The sequence below is a fragment of the Flagellimonas oceanensis genome (assembly GCF_003992595.1).
In the GTDB taxonomy this organism is placed as follows: domain Bacteria; phylum Bacteroidota; class Bacteroidia; order Flavobacteriales; family Flavobacteriaceae; genus Flagellimonas; species Flagellimonas oceanensis.
Map to the genome: position 1 here is coordinate 1 of NZ_RZNA01000044.1, position 16,247 is coordinate 16,247.

A 16,247-nucleotide genomic window follows, 5' to 3' on the forward strand; every position below is an offset into this window, starting at 1 on the left:
GGGAAGTACCGCTCTAAGGTCCTCAGCTGTTCGCTCTTGGGCTTTTGGTCCGCCTTGAAGAGCCTGTGGATCTCCTCCAGGGTCATCTCCGAGACCTCGTAGGGCGTCAGCCTGTAGCACTTGAAGAACTCGATGTACTTGGCCACCGTGTTGCGGGAGATGCCAAGTTCCTTGCTGATCCGTCGCTTGCTGGCCCCCTCGCCGTACAATTTGTAAATCCTTTTTGCCTTTCGCATATCTATCTGTTTGTTCGCCATGGTCTTTTTTACAAAAGAAACCATCGCAACACTCAAATAGAATCGATCTTTTTAGTGGCTCACTTTCATCCGCCCCACTATGCTCACTTTGGTCCGCCGCGGGTGGCTCAGTTTAATCCGCCGCAGGTGGTATACTATGCCCGTTTTTTGCAATTATTGCAGAAAAATGGATATTGTTCAGGTAGTGGGTACCTATACAAATCCTTTGGAAGCGATTTCCATCATCAAGGAAAAACAAATAGACCTAATCTTTTGTGATATCGAAATGCCCCAGATCAATGGTATTGATTTTATTTCTTCATTGGACAACCATCCGTTATTTATATTCACAACGGCCTATTCACAATATGCTGTGGATGGTTTTGAGCTCAATGCGATAGACTATTTGGTAAAACCAATCCCATATCATCGCTTTATCAAAGCAGTTTCAAGGGCAAAGGAAGCTATATCCAATAAAACTGTACCTGCCGAAGCGAACACCTATCATAATGTATTTCCATCCAATGGAGATGCAAGTTCTACATCTCAGGGCTTTATTTTTGTTAAGGCTGAATATGAAAGTGTTAAGATCAACCTCGATGATATAGAATACATCCAAGGGTTGAAGGACTATTTAAAAATTCATATCAAGGGGACCAATAAAGCTATTTTGACCTTGATGAGCTTTAAGGAAATGCTCAATAAGCTGCCATCCAATCAATTTTTTCGAGTCCATAAATCATTTGTGGTCAACTTAAGTTGTATAAAGTCCGTACAACGAAACAGAATAGTTGTCCACGATGTACGAATTCCCATCGGGGAAAGCTATAGGGCCACCTTTTTTCCCATATTGGGATTGTAGTCCCCACTCCCTGAATAACATGGTTTAAGTTATTGGGTATTGCCGCCATGGTTACATGGATTTGGAATCATCCAAGGAAATCGAGAAAATTCTTGATTTGGTAGATTCCTTTTAGGCAAACGTCTATTGGTTCTCCAGCGCCTTCTTCTTTATTGGAATTTTGTTTCAAAATGTATAACAATGAAGATTCAGGCAATAGCGGTTATTTTCTTTTTGAGCTTTCAAATAAGTGCTCAAGAAATGGACTCCTTGGCCACCAAACAAGTGTGGTCGTTGCAAGATTGTATTTCCTATGCGTTGGAAAACAGTATAGATGTAAAGCAAGTGGCTTTGGATAAAGATGGGGCAGAAGTGAACCTTACCCAATCCAAATACGCAAAACTCCCAAATTTAAGCAGTAGTGCATCCCAAAATTTTTCTTGGGGTTCCTCGATCGACCCCATTACCAGTGATTTTGTTTCCCAACAAATAAAATCCACCAATTTAGGGTTGAGCACTTCGGTAACCCTTTACAATGGAAACCAATTGAACAATGCAGTGAAGCAAAACCGTTTGATGGTGGAGCAAAACGAGTTGTATGTGGAAGAAGCCAAAAACAATATCACGCTTAGTATTTTGGAGGCCTACCTTCAAATCTTGTACAACAAGGAAAGTATTGAAGTAGCCCAGAACAACTTGGCCGCATCAGAGCAAGAAGTGGAAAGAGCCAAAGCCCGTTTGGATGCTGGAACCATTGCCATGATCGATTACACCGATGCCCTTTCCCAAGCAGCTACCAACAAAACCAATCTGATTACTGCGAAAAACAGCTATGCCCAACAAATTATTGTACTCAAACAATTGTTGGAGTTGGATCCCATGGTCGATTTGGAGATTGAACCTTTGGAAAATCCAATATTGGAGGGACAATCCGTTCCCAATAAAATGATGGTGTACCAAAATGCCATTGGTAAAATGCCCGAAATAAAAGCATCCGAATTGAATACCACCATCAATGAAAAGGATCTGGATATCGCTAAAGGAGGTTTTCTTCCCACCTTATCCCTCACTGGAAGTGTTGGTTCGGGCTATACCAGCACCAATGATCTTACATTCACCGATCAGTTGGATGTAAACTTCAACCAAAGAGTGGGGATGTCCTTTACCGTTCCCATTTTTTCAAGATACCAAAACAAGGCACAGGTAGCAACGGCCAAAATCGGAATTGAACAATCTAAGCTACAATTGCAGGCCGCTAAAAAAGAACTCTATCAAAAAATAGAGACCGCTTGGCAAAATGCCCAATCAGCACAAGAACAAATTGAAGCATCCAAAGCAGCCAGTGATGCCGCCGAGGAGTCCTACAAATTGGCACAACGAAAATACGAACTCAATGCGTTGAGCACCACGGATTTGGTTATTAGCCAAAATACCTTGACCAACGCACAATTGAATTATTTACAAGCAAAATACTTGGGCATACTGTATAACGAACTGCTCGATTTTTACCAAGGAAACGAAATAAAACTTTAACAAGATGAAAAACAAAAAATTTAAATCCATAGCTATAATCGCTGGAGTTATTTTGGTAGCAGTGATAGGGTATAGCATGTTGTCGGGCAAAGCACAGTCCGGAGTAAAAGCTGAAACCCTTAAGGCCCAAAAAGGTAAAGTAACCACCATGGTCACCGCTACGGGAACTGTTGAACCCTTGAATGAAGTTGAGGTAGGTACCCAGGTATCAGGGGAAGTGGAAAAAATATATGTGGACTTTAACAGTGAAGTGAAAAAAGGGCAGTTATTGGCCGAATTGGATAAGACCAATTTAAAGGCAGCCTTACTTCAGGCACAGGCAACCTATAACAATGCGGTAAACGAAAAGGATTATTACCAAAAGATTTACGACCGTCAGAAAGTACTTTTTGAAAATAAAGTGATCAGTACGGCAGATTATGATGAAGCCTTGTACAATTTGAACAAATCCAAAAGTACGGTGGTGCAGTCCAGTTCCAACTTGACCGAAGCCAAGACCAATTTAGGATATGCAGATATTTATTCTCCCATTGATGGAGTAGTGCTTTCCCGCGAAATTGATGAAGGACAGACCGTTGCTGCAAGTTTTGAGACACCAACATTGTTTACCATCGCTAAAGATTTGAAAAAAATGCAGGTTGAAGCTGATGTGGATGAGGCTGATATAGGTGGTGTTGTGGAAGGACAACGCGTTGGATTTACTGTTGATGCCTACCAAGGTGAAACATTTATCGGCACTGTAACCCAAGTACGTTTGGACCCAACGGTGGAATCAAACGTTGTAACCTATACCGTGGTTATTGAGGCAGAAAACCCAGAATTGAAATTAAAACCAGGACTTACAGCGACCATTTCCATTTATACCTTGGAGTTGAAAGATGTGTTGACCATCGAGGCCAAAGCGGTCAATTTTCAACCCAATATGGATCTGTTGATGAAATATTATGAGCAACAGGATTTGGCCATGACGCCACCATCCGATAGGCCAAAACCACCCAGTGATAATGTTACGGTTGTTTGGAGCAAGACTTCATCTGGCATTCAGCCTAAAGAAATCAAATTAGGTGCCAGTGACGGAGTTAATGTGCAAGTTGTAGAAGGTCTGTCGGAAGGCGATGAATTGGTGTATAGCTTAAAAGAAATAAGTAATGCAGAGGCAGATGAAGAGGCTAGTTCTGGAAGTCCGTTTATGCCAAAACCACCAGGACGAAACAACGACAAGAAAAAAGAGAATTAGGGTATCATGGCAAAAACAATAATTAAAATAGACGACCTAAAACGGGAATTCCGAATGGGGGATGAGATTGTACACGCCCTTAAAGGAGTGTCCTTGGATATTCACGAAGGAGAATTTGTGACCATCATGGGGTCCAGTGGGTCGGGAAAAAGTACCATGCTCAACATTTTGGGCTGTTTGGATAGCCCATCCTCAGGATCTTATCACATTGACGGCGTGCCTGTGAACAGTTTGAACAGAAACGAACTGGCCACCATCCGAAACGAGAAAATTGGATTCATCTTTCAGGCCTACAATCTATTACCAAGGACAACCGCGATTGAAAATGTGGAACTACCCTTAATCTATAATAATAAGATTTCTTCCGAAGAAAGACATCGTAGAGCCGTTGCAGCATTGGAAATGGTGGGTTTGGGAGAACGTTTGGATCATACCCCTGCCCAGCTTTCGGGTGGACAACAGCAAAGGGTAGCCATTGCACGTTCCTTGGTGAACGATCCAGTCATCATATTAGCGGATGAGGCCACAGGAAACTTGGATACCCGAACCTCCTATGAAATTATGTCGCTGTTCCAGGAACTGAACAGAAAAGGGAAAACCATCGCTTTTGTGACCCACGAACCCGATATTGCCGAATTCAGTGGAAGGACCGTGATTTTGAAAGATGGGCATATCATCAAGGATGATATCAATACCGACATTAACGATGCAGCAAGAGAATTGGCAGCATTACCTAAAGAAGACCACGAATGAAAACAAGGATATTAAATCTTATCAAAATCGCATTAAAGGCCATTGTCCTGAACAAAATGCGAACACTGCTCACGATGTTGGGTATCATAATCGGTGTGGCTTCGGTAATTGCCATGCTGGCCATTGGGGAGGGATCTAAACAGAGCATTCGGGACGAAATTTCGAGCATGGGATCCAATATGATCAACATCAGACCAGGTGCCGATATGCGTGGCGGCGTGCGAATGAATCCTAGTGAAATGCAATCTTTGAAATTAAAAGATTATGAAGCGTTAAAGGAGGAAGCGTCTCTTTTGGCCTACGTAACCCCACAAGTGAGCGGTAGTGGCCAATCCATTAATGGAGCCAACAACTGGCCAACTTCCATTTATGGGGTGAATCCAGAATACTTGGATATTAAGATTTGGGATTTACAAGATGGGAGTATGTTCACCAATGCTGAGGTGCGTTCTGCAGCCAAGGTGGCTGTAATTGGGCAAACCGTTGCTGAAAATCTGTTTACCAATGGGGAAGATCCGATTGGAAAAATGATACGATTCAACAGCATTCCATTCAAAATTATTGGGGTGCTTTCTGAAAAGGGGGAGAGTAATTTTGGTCAAGATCAAGATGATGTGATTTTGGCACCTTACACCACGGTTCAAAAACGTATTTTGGCCATTGACTACATTCAAACCATTGTAGCTTCGGCCATAAGTGAGGAAGATGCCCAAGGTGCGGTTGACGAAATATCCACTATATTGCGCAAACAACGCGATATAAGTGGTAATGAGGATGATGATTTCAATGTGTTTTCTATGGATGAATTGATTTCTACATTTAGTTCTACCAGCGAGATGTTGACTGTTTTATTGGTGGCCATCGCTAGTATTTCGTTATTGATCGGTGGTATCGGGATTATGAATATTATGTATGTTTCAGTAAAAGAACGTACCCGCGAAATTGGACTCCGTATGTCTGTAGGAGCCAAGGGAGCCGATATATTGTTGCAGTTTTTGATCGAGGCGATTTTAATCAGTGTATCAGGGGGAATTATAGGAGTAATATTAGGTTTTAGCGCCACCTTATTTATTAAGGGATTCTTGGGCTGGCCAACTATCATAACTTCCTATTCCGTAATTGTATCCTTTGCGGTTTGTGCCGTAACAGGTATCTTTTTTGGATGGTATCCTGCCCGAAAAGCCTCGGCTTTGGACCCGATAACTGCATTGAGATACGAATAAACCTTGCTTGGTATGGGAGTATTGAATAACATATGGCGTAAAATTTTCATCCATCTAATGGTATGGGTGGTCTTGTTTAGTTTCCCATATCTTTTGAGCTACGATACAGATCAGGCATTTAAACATGTAGTGGCCTTTTCTTGGATACCGTTGTTTTTATACATGGTAACCTTTTATTTGAACTATGTTTTTTTTGCAGATAAACTTTTCTTTCAAAAAAGAATAATTGTATTTATCGTCATAAATATACTCTTGGTAGTTGTTATGATTGGGTTTCGGGAATGGTTTACCGAACTTTTTTTTCCGAGACCACAAATGGATGATGGGAAGGGTCCTCCGCGAACCATGGTTTACTATGTGCAGGCGCTGTCATTTTTGGTTCCGATTGTATGGGCCGTATCCCTGAGGACCATGGAACGTTTGAACAAATCCGAGGCCGAGAAAAAAGAGGCGGCCCACCAACAGCTCAAATCCGATCTACAGCATTTGCACTACCAATTGCAGCCCCATTTTTTCTTTAATTCTTTGAACAATATATATGCTTTGGTGGACATCTCACCAGAGGAGGCGAAATCAACTATCCACAGCTTGAGCAAGCTTATGCGTTATCTATTGTACGATACCAGAACCGAGGAGGTTCCTTTGAAGATGGAATTGGACTTTATGGAAAAGTATATTGAGTTGAGTAAACTCAGACTTACGGAAAAGACCAAGGTGACCTACAACTTCCCCAAATTGGATGATAATATAAAAGTCCCCCCTTTGCTATTTATATCCTTGATCGAAAATGCGTTTAAACATGGTGTTTCGGCCCAGGAAGAAAGTTGTATCGCTTTTGATATTGCAATGCATGGAGATAGAATTGTTTTTAAGGGATGGAATACCGATTTTCCCAAAACACATACAGATCATAGTGGGTCTGGAATCGGATTACGTAACTTACAGGAGCGTTTGGAACTCTTATATCCAAACGAACACAGTTTTGATCATGAAATCAGCTCTGGATATTATCATGTTAAGGTTGAAACTCCATTAAAAGGATAATCCATGGAAAAAAGCAAATTGACCTGTATAGCGGTGGATGACGAGCCAATGGCACTTAGATTGATTGAGGGTTATATCGCTAAAACCCCGTTCCTTGAACTAAAGAATTCTTTTTCCAATGCTGTGGAAGCATTGGAGTTTTTCGATAGCAATCCTGTAAATCTATTGTTCCTTGATATACAAATGCCCGATTTAAGTGGTATGGAACTATCCAAAATTGTCAAGGGGAAAACAAATGTTATCTTTACTACGGCCTTTGATAGGTATGCCCTTGAAGGTTTCAAGGTGGATGCGGTGGATTATTTGCTTAAACCGTTCAATTATGGTGAATTCCTTATAGGGGCACAAAAGGCCTTTGATCGCATACAACCATCCAACACAGAACTGCAAAAGGTTACAGCAAGCTCGGATAAAGATTTTCTATTTGTCAAATCAGGATATAAACACTTAAAGTTGGAGTTGAATAAGATACTTTACTTTGAAGGCCTGAAGGATTATGTGAAAATCGTTGTAAAGGATAATCCAAGTCCAATTTTAAGTTTAATGACCCTAAAGTCATTGGAAGCCGATTTACCTTCCGATAGGTTTATGAGGGTGAACCGGTCTTTTATTGTAGCCTTGCCTTATATAGAAGAAGTGGAACGTGGACTTATATTGATCAACAACACGCAGATTACGATTTCTGAACAACACAAAGACAAATTTCTGGCCTATCTGGAGGATAACTCGATTTGAGATTTTATACTGAAAAAACTAAAAGCATATTTAACTGGATTTAAAAATGGAGTAAACTACTTTGTTTACACATCTTAATAAAGGGATATTTTATTCATTGTATTTTTATTTTCCAGAATCTTAATTTATGGAAAAATTTCTAGAACTTTTAAATGAACAGTATCGGCTAGAGAATGAGCAAATAAAAATTTTGTTGAATGCATTTGAAAAAGTGGATATTCAAAAAAGTGAATTTTTGTTACTAGCTGGCAATGTGGCCAGAAAAGTGTATTTGGTAGATAAGGGCGTAATTCGGGTTTTTTCGGATGATGGGAATCAGGAATCCACAAGACGAATTGCATTTGAAAATGAATTCGCAACCAGTTTTGATAGTTTTATAAATCAGACGCCTTCTTCAGAGAGCATTCAGGCATTGGAAGAGGGTATTTTATACGAACTGTCCTATATCAATGTTAGAAAGTTAAATGAAACTGTACCTGCTTGGCGTGCATTTTACATAAATCGCATTGAGCAGGCATTTACCCTACATTATGGTCGTATTGAAGCTTTTCAAAGTATGACGGCCAAAGAACGATATGATGCATTAATTAGTCAAAGACCTCAAATGATTGCGAGATTGTCCAATAAAGTGTTGGCCAGTTATCTTGGTATTACCCAAGAAAGTTTAAGTCGCATTAAAAGCAAAGTCTAATGCTTTTTTATCATTTGTCAATTTTTAAATCAAGACCACCTTATACTTTTGACATTCATTAAATCTTAGATATGTCAAAAACAAATTATACCCCCTTGATAGATGTCCACCATCATATCATACCAGATGTATACAGGGAAGGATTGGCCGAAATTGGAATCACACATTCGGGTGGAAAATCCATTGACCCATGGAACGTTGGAATGAGTCTTGATTTTATGGATTCACTGCACATTGAAACAGCTTTCATGTCAATTTCAGAGCCTGCTCTTCGAGAAGTATATGTTCATTCGCCAGAAAAGGCAAAAACATTGGCCAGAAAAACCAATGAGTTCATGGCCAGTGCCAAACAACAATATCCTGATCGTTTCGGTGCATTTGCCGTCTTGCCCATGCCAGATGTAGCGGCAAGTATCGAAGAAGTGAAATATGCTTTGGATGTTCTGAAATTGGACGGTATTGGGCTACTTTCCAACTACGAAGAATCATTTTTAGGGGATTCTTGTTTTGACGAACTTATGGATGTTCTGCAGCAATATAAGGCCGTGGTTTATGTTCACCCCAGTTCACCTGCAAGCTCAATTAAACGACCTGAGTTTGTCCCCATTGATTTCATTACGGAATTTACTTTTAATACCACAAGGGCTGCAACAAACTTAATTTATAGTGCTACCATGGAACGCTGTCCCAATGTGCAGTTCATCTTTTCACACATGGGTGGGACTTTACCCTATTTACATTCGAGGGTTGAGTTTACTTTTCCAAGAATGGAACATGTACGTGAAGCCATGCCTGTATCCAATAAAGTCAAAGATCGTTGGGCCATGGTTGAAAAAAGCATTTCATCCTATATAAAGCAGATGTGGTTTGATACCGCATTAAATGTAGATTCCGATGTACTAAGGCTAACGGATAAAATAGCAAAAGATCATATATTGTTTGGGTCGGATGCATTTTTCGCCCCAAGACCAGTTGTGGACAAATTACTATTAGGGCTTAAAAATAATCTTAGTTCTAAGGAATTTAATAAAATGGCCAATCAAAATATTAAAGCGCTTTTTCCAGATCGAAGGTTTACAGTTTAACAGATTAAAATTTGATATTCAGTGAATTGGTCACAACATTATATGAATTCAGATAACTACGGGAAGGAATCCAATTGTAGGTCCTAACTTTTTCCAATGATTCCCTCCCTTACATATCCAAAAACCATAACCTGAAAGTTCAAATAAAGGGTAGAATGTAAACTATTTATTTAGTACGGGAAAATGAACTTTAACAAACCAGTGGACTCGTTTAAGAGTGAAAGTTCAATAAAACGGTGCCTGATAATTTCCTGGTTTAAAAGGTCCGGTTTAACGGGAGGAGGTCATTGGGAGGTGATTTTGAATTTCAAACACGGGTAAAAATTACCTCAATAGTTTAAACAAGTGTAAAAAATGATTATTTTTACCCTTGTAATTGATTCAAGAGTAATTTTTACCTGTATATGGTTTCTTTCGATAAAACAAAACCGTTCAACAATTTGCCTCCACTTCCACCTAAGGAAGATTTGGAAACTAAAGTCATCCTTTCTAAGACCATAACTGCAAGTAGGGCCTTGGCACAATTGAATGGAGCCATTAGGAATTTGCCAAACCCAAGCTTGGTTTTGGATAGCTTGCATCTTCAAGAAGCCAAAGCAAGTTCTGAAATTGAAAATATCATTACAACAAATGACGATTTGTATAAGGCGGTTGTTGCAGATAAAAAATTTGACAATCCGGCGACAAAAGAGGTCATTAAATATAAAGAAGCTATTTGGCTTGGGCTGAAAAGGCTTGAGGATAAACCCTTTATCACGACTAACTTATGTGTTGAAATTGTTCAATGTATCAAACAAAATACTTCTGGAATACGAACTTCAAAAGGTACGACCCTATCAAATACAAAAGGGGATATTATCTATACACCACCTACTGGCGAGGATATCATACGTGGAAAAATGGCCGATCTTGAAAAGTTTATAAATCAGTATGATAAGATAGATCCCTTGATTAAAATGGCCATATCCCATTATCAATTCGAAGCAATTCATCCATTCTCGGATGGCAATGGGAGAACGGGTAGGATTTTATTGTTACTGCAATTAAAATTGGAGCAACTTTTAGATATACCAGCATTGTTCTTAAGTGACTACATTATCAAGCGCAAGAAATTGTACTATCAGCATTTAAGAAATGTAACGGAAAAAAATAATTGGACAGACTATATATTATATATGCTTGATATGATCGAGCAAACATCTATTCTAGGACTCAGTCGCTTGGAATCCATTGTTGCCCTGATGGAAACCACTGGACTTAAAATAAAGGAACAATTACCAAAAGTCTATTCAAAGGATTTGGTCGAAGTCTTGTTCAAGTTACCTTATACCAAGCGCCAAAACCTTATTGATATAGGTTTGGGTACTCCTAAAACAGTTGGAAACTATTTGATGGAATTGGAAGAGCAAGGTTTTCTGAAATCTATAAAAGTTGGAAAGGAAAAATTGTATTTGAACCATGAATTGATGAAAGTCTTGGAACAAGGATAATTTTATTAAGAATGCAATTCGACCTTAAAATGAGGATTTAGAATCACTAGGTTCAAATCGGGTCAGGATTTGAACCATTGCCCAAGAATAGCTATGGAAGTTTTAAACGTTCAGTGTCACAACGGGGATGACATTGCTAAAAACTATACTTGGTCAGAAACGGGCTAATTGGTCCATGGATATTCATGAGACATACGTACCTCTACGTAAATTATGTATGTGGGTGCGTATTTTATTTGATTTCGCATCGATTTAACTTGCGGCGTGAAAGCATAAAGACTTTTTCACATGCCCAAATCAAAGTTTCAATCCCTACCGATTGCCCTAATCTTATTTGTTTTATGTTCAACGAGCCTGTTCGGACAAACCGTAAATCGACCCCATACGGAAGTTGGGACGTTGACCAATACCGTATGGACTCCATTGCCCTACGAAGGGGGAGGTCATTCACGTACCCGGGCCACCATGGACGGTTATTTGCCAACATTGGAAGACGGGGCGGTAGCCGTAGAGTTCATCCTTAAAGGAGGTGATGGTGGACGTGCCACTTGGCAAGGTTTGGTGGCACAGAAAATAGGACAAGGAGGAGAAGGGGGGACCGTAAAGTTTACCCTGCCCGTTACCAGTGAAAATGCAGGGGACCGACTCCAATTTTATATAGGATCTCGCGGAGAATCCGATGTTCATGATGTTGCTGCCAGTGGCGGGGGCGGTGGGGCTACGGCAGTAGCTCCCTATGGGCAACCTACAAGTCCCATCGCCGTTGCTGCTGGTGGCGGTGGTGGAGCGGCCATTGAAGCAATGGTTTCCCATGGGTATGGTGGAGGGATTGCCAGAAGTGGGAAAAATTCATGCGGGCAGCCTGGTTCAATAGTTAGAACACTTTCCTATGGAGCAGGAGGTGGAGGAATAGTTGGTCTTGTTAATAGTATAGAGGGTACTTACTATGTGTTTTCAGGAGGTGGAGGTAGTCGCGATAATGCTTTTGAGTCTAATACCCCTTTCGTAAGAGAAATTATGGGAAATCCGCCAAGTCAAGGAGGTGCAGGGGGATATCATCCACCTACTGATTTATACACTGGAGATTGTTCGGGAGGGTTATTTGATCCTAGATGTGTAAAAATAACAATTAGGGATGTCAATCGAGGTGGTGCGGGCTGGGCCGGTGGAGGTGCCGGGTCGATATTTTATCCACATGTTTACATAGAAGCGGAGTGCTCAAATCAGGTTTTAAGTAAAGGAGCAGCGGGCGGCGGCGGCGGCGGTTATTATGGCGGCGGCGGCGGTGATTTGGAGCGTGGCGGTGGCGGTGGAGAGTCATTTACTTTCACCGATGCCATTAATGTGGTAAGAACAGAAGGAGGAACGACTAGTAGTCCCGTAACGGGTTATATCCAATACAGGGTCATTTATGATGAGCAACCTCCTGTGGCAGTATGTAGGGATATTACAGTGTCACTCGACCCGGAAAACCCCTTAATGGCCGATGGTACCGTTACCATAACAGCTGCCGATATTGATGCAGGGTCTTATGATGATGTCTATGTTGCATCCATGTCCCTATCACAAACCACCTTTACCTGTGATGACGTTGGTACTGTCCCGGTTACCCTAACGGTTCTTGATGGTAGGGGCAATGGGGCTACCTGTACGGCCAATGTGACCGTAGTGGACAATACCCCTCCCTTTATGCTCTCGATGACCAATTTTATTGAAATGGGGCATAATACTTCGGTGGTACTAACTCCGCAAGGACCCTTTACTATTTCCGATAATTGTGACAGCTATACCGCTGTGGCCAGTACCCGCACTGCAACCTGTGCCGATATTGGGACCAATGTTTCGGTGCCCATTGAGGTAACCGACCAATATGGGAATACGGCCACCTATAATTACGTGTATCAAATCAGCAAGGATACGCCACCTATTGTAAATACGAAATCGGCGACCATTTATCTGGGTGCCAATGGGCGCGCAACCCTAAGGCCTGAAGATATAGATGACAACAGTATTGATGCCAATGGTTGCTATACCACCTTTACCAGAACATTGAGCAAAACCGATTTTACCTGTGCCGATGTGGGAACGCACACGGTTACCTTAACGGTCAATGACGGGTATAATTCGGCTTCGGCCACAGCCACGGTTACTGTAGTGGATTCCTACGAACGCAGTTCAGGTATTATTTATGTGGATGAACAGGCCGCGGGGGCAAACAATGGAACCTCGTGGAACGATGCATATACCGATTTACAGGATGCACTTGCTCTCTCCGCTAATTGTGGGTTAACGGAGATATGGGTGACCCAAGGTACCTACAAACCGGGAACATCAGAATACGATTCCTTTGTCATTCCCGAAGGCGTTACCCTTTTGGGAGGCTTTACCGGAAATGAAACTTTACCGACTCAACGGAATTGGAACGTGGCTTCGACCATCTTAAGTGGGGATATCAATGGGAATGCAGTGGCGGATGCCGGGGATAGCCATACCATTTTGATCGTCTTACAACCCAATGTGACTATAGATGGAGTCATTGTCCAGTATTCCTATGCGGATGATTCTTCGGACAATAGTCCAGTGGCCATTGGCCGGACAGGTGGTGGGCTTTATATCAATCAAGACGCCAGCTTTATGTTAAAGAATAGCATATTGCACGATAATGTTGCCTTTGGTGATGGTGTCAATGGTGTGGGGGGCGCCATAATCAGTTTTACCGGCGATACCCAATTGATCAGTTGTTTGTTATATAATAATGAAGCGACTACTGCTGGAGGTGCTGTATCCTGTGAATCCGGTGAAGTTGAAATTATAAATTCCACCCTGAGCGATAATACAGCTGCCGCTGGGGGTGGTATCCATTTAAGCGATGGGACCTTGTTGGTGGCGAACTCCATACTTTCCAATAATACGGGAACAAATGGACATATCAATCTAGTTGCAGGATATGGACGCATGTATAGTTCATTGGCATATAATGGAACGGTTTCTGGGGATGTGATGCAAAGTCGCAATCTGGCGGTAGATCCGGAGTTTGAAGATGTGGCGGGACATGACTATAGCGTGAAGGCCACTAGTCCAGCCATTAATGCCGGGAACAATAATTTTGTGGTATCGTTAGGGGCACCCGAAGCCGTAGTCGATTTGGCTGGAAATGAGCGCATTTACGACTATGCCAATGGAGGTACTGTTGATATGGGCGCCTATGAGTTACAAGACAAGGCACCCGTGGCCATTTGCCAGGATATCACGGTTACCCTCGATTCAAACGGTAGGGTAATTATAAATCCGGAGGAAATCAACAACGGCTCTTATGATGAGGATAATGGAATAACACTAGCACTTGATGTTACTGAATTTGATTGTTCAAACCTAGGAACCAATCAAGTCACATTGACCGTAACGGCCGATAATGGAGTGAGTGCACAATGCACCGCAATGGTTACTGTAGAGGACATTACAGCTCCTGTAGCCGATTTGGCGACATTGCCAGATATTACTGAGGAGTGCGAAGTGTTGGTGTCTGATGTAACGGCCCCAACCGCTACTGATAGTTGTGGAGGAACAGTAACAGTAACAAACGATGCAATCTTTCCGATCGCTGTCCAAGGGACAACCGTGATTACGTGGACTTATGAAGATGAGAACGGCAATACTTCCACACAAACACAAAATGTGGTCGTTGCGGATACAAATGCACCAGTTCCCGATCAAGCAAGTTTACTGGATATTACGGATGAATGTGAGGTAACCAGTTTAACGGCCCCAACGGCCACGGATAATTGCAGCGGCGCGGTAACCGTTTCCCATGATGCTGTTCTGCCCATCACACAGCAGGGCACCACGGTGGTCACATGGACTTATGAAGATGAAGCTGGTAATAGCAGTACACAAACACAGAATGTGATTATAGAAGATACGGTGGCACCAGCTCCCGATCAGGCGAGTTTATCGGATATTACCGATGAATGTGAGGTCAGCAGTCTAACGGTCCCAACAGCCACGGATAATTGCAGTGGTACGGTAACTGTTTCGCATGATGCTGTTTTGCCCATTACACAGCAGGGCACTACGGTGGTCACATGGACCTACGAAGATGGATCCGGGAACTTCACTACGCAAACGCAGAATGTGGTCATAACAGATACAGAGGCACCGGTTCCCGATCAGGCGAGTTTACCGGATATTACCGATGAATGTGAGGTAAGCAGTCTAACGTACCCAACGGCCACGGATAATTGCAGTGGTGCGGTAACTGTTTCGCACGATGCTGTTTTCCCCATTACACAGCAAGGCACCACGGTGGTCACATGGAATTTTGAAGATGAATCCGGGAACTTCACTACGCAAACGCAGAATGTGGTCATAACAGATACAGAGGCACCGGTTCCCGATCAGGCGAGTTTATCGGATATTACCGATGAATGTGAGGTCAGCAGTCTAACGTACCCAACGGCCACAGATAATTGCATCGGTGTGGTAACCGTTTCCCATGATGCGGTTCTACCCATCATACAGCAGGGTGCCACGGTGGTCACATGGAGGTTTGAAGATGAAGCTGGGAATACCAGTACGCAAACACAGAATGTGATTATAGAGGATTTTACAGCTCCCGAATTGATTTCGGAACTGGATATGGAACTTACAGTGTATTGCAATGAAGTACCTGAAATCCCAAATCCGGTTTTTGAGGATAACTGTGATATGGAGGTTCAAATTGAATATGGTCAAAATGAGACCATCTCAGGAGAAGGGTATCATATCGAACGTTTCTGGATAGCTTCCGATTCCAAGGGCAATGAAGAGCGTGTTGAGCAAAACATCACAGTATTGCCAACACAGATAAACACAGATGATAACATTGCCGTATGCATTACCGAAACCTATTTGGACCTCTACGAAAAAATCGAAGGGGAAGCAGGAGATGGAATCTGGGAATCCCAAAGTGGTTCGGTCAGCTTAAATCGTTCTGTAATCGACCCATCGACCATGGAGGTCGGGACGTATACTTTTACATATACCGAGCAAGCAGGAATGTGTACCAATCAAGTTGTTGTGGAAGTAGAGGTGGAAGATGGTTGTAGAACGGATAGGACATCTAAGGTAGAGGTCTCCAAGGTACTCACACCCAATGGTGATGGACAAAATGATTATTTCATTGTAGGAGGTTCGGATACCTATGGAAATAAAATTTCAGTGATGGTATTTGATCGTTGGGGACAGCAGGTTTACAAGTCGGATGATTATCAAAACGATTGGAGTGCCACAAAGGGCAATAACCAAGGAAGATTGTCCTCGGGAACCTATTTCTATGTGATACAGGTCTCTGACACCAACATGGCACCCATTAAGGGCAGTATCTACATAGGCACAAAATAA

The 16,247-nt window shown here is 42.1% G+C and carries 12 protein-coding genes; 11 read left to right on the forward strand and 1 reads right to left on the reverse strand.

Annotated elements, in window-relative coordinates; genetic code table 11:
• Positions 1–257, reverse strand: a 257-nt coding sequence (locus EO132_RS11975; RefSeq protein ID WP_164732267.1) for a helix-turn-helix domain-containing protein, incomplete at its 3' end; no start/stop codon positions are given.
• Positions 258–423: 166 nt separating this feature from the next.
• On the opposite strand from EO132_RS11975, the gene EO132_RS11980 reads away from it, so the two are divergent.
• The 11 genes from EO132_RS11980 (at position 424) to EO132_RS12030 (ending at position 16,247) form a co-directional block, all read left to right on the forward strand.
• Positions 424–1,098 (forward strand): LytR/AlgR family response regulator transcription factor, encoded by a 675-nt coding sequence (locus EO132_RS11980; RefSeq protein WP_235856446.1) that lies wholly within the window; start codon positions 424–426, stop codon positions 1,096–1,098.
• 180 nt (positions 1,099–1,278) lie between these two features.
• Positions 1,279–2,610, forward strand: a complete 1,332-nt coding sequence (locus EO132_RS11985) for a TolC family protein (RefSeq protein ID WP_127138083.1) — start codon at positions 1,279–1,281, stop codon at positions 2,608–2,610.
• A gap of 4 nt (positions 2,611–2,614) precedes the next feature.
• Positions 2,615–3,847 carry an efflux RND transporter periplasmic adaptor subunit gene (locus tag EO132_RS11990; protein ID WP_127138084.1) on the forward strand — a complete coding sequence of 411 codons (1,233 nt, stop codon included), beginning with the start codon at positions 2,615–2,617 and terminating at the stop codon, positions 3,845–3,847.
• Between the two features lie 6 nt (positions 3,848–3,853).
• Entirely contained in the window at positions 3,854–4,600 is a 747-nt protein-coding gene (locus EO132_RS11995; RefSeq protein WP_127138085.1) for an ABC transporter ATP-binding protein, read from the forward strand.
• Positions 4,597–5,823 (forward strand): ABC transporter permease, encoded by a 1,227-nt coding sequence (locus EO132_RS12000; RefSeq protein ID WP_127138086.1) that lies wholly within the window; start codon positions 4,597–4,599, stop codon positions 5,821–5,823. The genes EO132_RS11995 and EO132_RS12000 overlap by 4 nt, the downstream gene beginning before the upstream one ends.
• Before the next feature lie 12 nt (positions 5,824–5,835).
• On the forward strand, positions 5,836–6,867 hold the full coding sequence (locus EO132_RS12005; RefSeq protein ID WP_235856447.1) for a sensor histidine kinase: 1,032 nt from the start codon (positions 5,836–5,838) through the stop codon (positions 6,865–6,867).
• 3 nt (positions 6,868–6,870) lie between these two features.
• Positions 6,871–7,602 carry a LytR/AlgR family response regulator transcription factor gene (locus EO132_RS12010; RefSeq protein ID WP_127138087.1) on the forward strand — a complete coding sequence of 244 codons (732 nt, stop codon included), beginning with the start codon at positions 6,871–6,873 and terminating at the stop codon, positions 7,600–7,602.
• 127 nt (positions 7,603–7,729) lie between these two features.
• On the forward strand, positions 7,730–8,293 hold the full coding sequence (locus EO132_RS12015; RefSeq protein WP_127138088.1) for a Crp/Fnr family transcriptional regulator: 564 nt from the start codon (positions 7,730–7,732) through the stop codon (positions 8,291–8,293).
• Positions 8,294–8,364: 71 nt separating this feature from the next.
• Positions 8,365–9,378, forward strand: coding sequence for an amidohydrolase family protein (locus tag EO132_RS12020; protein WP_127138089.1), 1,014 nt, complete (start codon positions 8,365–8,367; stop codon positions 9,376–9,378).
• Between the two features lie 440 nt (positions 9,379–9,818).
• A complete protein-coding gene (locus tag EO132_RS12025) occupies positions 9,819–10,868 on the forward strand; it encodes a Fic family protein (protein ID WP_235856448.1) in 1,050 nt (349 codons plus the stop codon).
• Between the two features lie 288 nt (positions 10,869–11,156).
• Entirely contained in the window at positions 11,157–16,247 is a 5,091-nt protein-coding gene (locus EO132_RS12030) for a gliding motility-associated C-terminal domain-containing protein (protein WP_127138091.1), read from the forward strand.

Excerpts from the sequence above, each read along its gene's own strand:
- EO132_RS11980 (WP_235856446.1), top strand. The coding sequence starts at position 424 with ATGGATATTGTTCAGGTAGTGGGTACCTATACAAATCCTTTGGAAGCG.
- EO132_RS11985 (WP_127138083.1), top strand. The coding sequence starts at position 1,279 with ATGAAGATTCAGGCAATAGCGGTTATTTTCTTTTTGAGCTTTCAAATA.
- EO132_RS11990 (WP_127138084.1), top strand. The coding sequence starts at position 2,615 with ATGAAAAACAAAAAATTTAAATCCATAGCTATAATCGCTGGAGTTATT.
- EO132_RS11995 (WP_127138085.1), top strand. The coding sequence starts at position 3,854 with ATGGCAAAAACAATAATTAAAATAGACGACCTAAAACGGGAATTCCGA.
- EO132_RS12000 (WP_127138086.1), top strand. The coding sequence starts at position 4,597 with ATGAAAACAAGGATATTAAATCTTATCAAAATCGCATTAAAGGCCATT.
- EO132_RS12005 (WP_235856447.1), top strand. The coding sequence starts at position 5,836 with ATGGGAGTATTGAATAACATATGGCGTAAAATTTTCATCCATCTAATG.
- EO132_RS12010 (WP_127138087.1), top strand. The coding sequence starts at position 6,871 with ATGGAAAAAAGCAAATTGACCTGTATAGCGGTGGATGACGAGCCAATG.
- EO132_RS12015 (WP_127138088.1), top strand. The coding sequence starts at position 7,730 with ATGGAAAAATTTCTAGAACTTTTAAATGAACAGTATCGGCTAGAGAAT.
- EO132_RS12020 (WP_127138089.1), top strand. The coding sequence starts at position 8,365 with ATGTCAAAAACAAATTATACCCCCTTGATAGATGTCCACCATCATATC.
- EO132_RS12030 (WP_127138091.1), top strand. The coding sequence starts at position 11,157 with ATGCCCAAATCAAAGTTTCAATCCCTACCGATTGCCCTAATCTTATTT.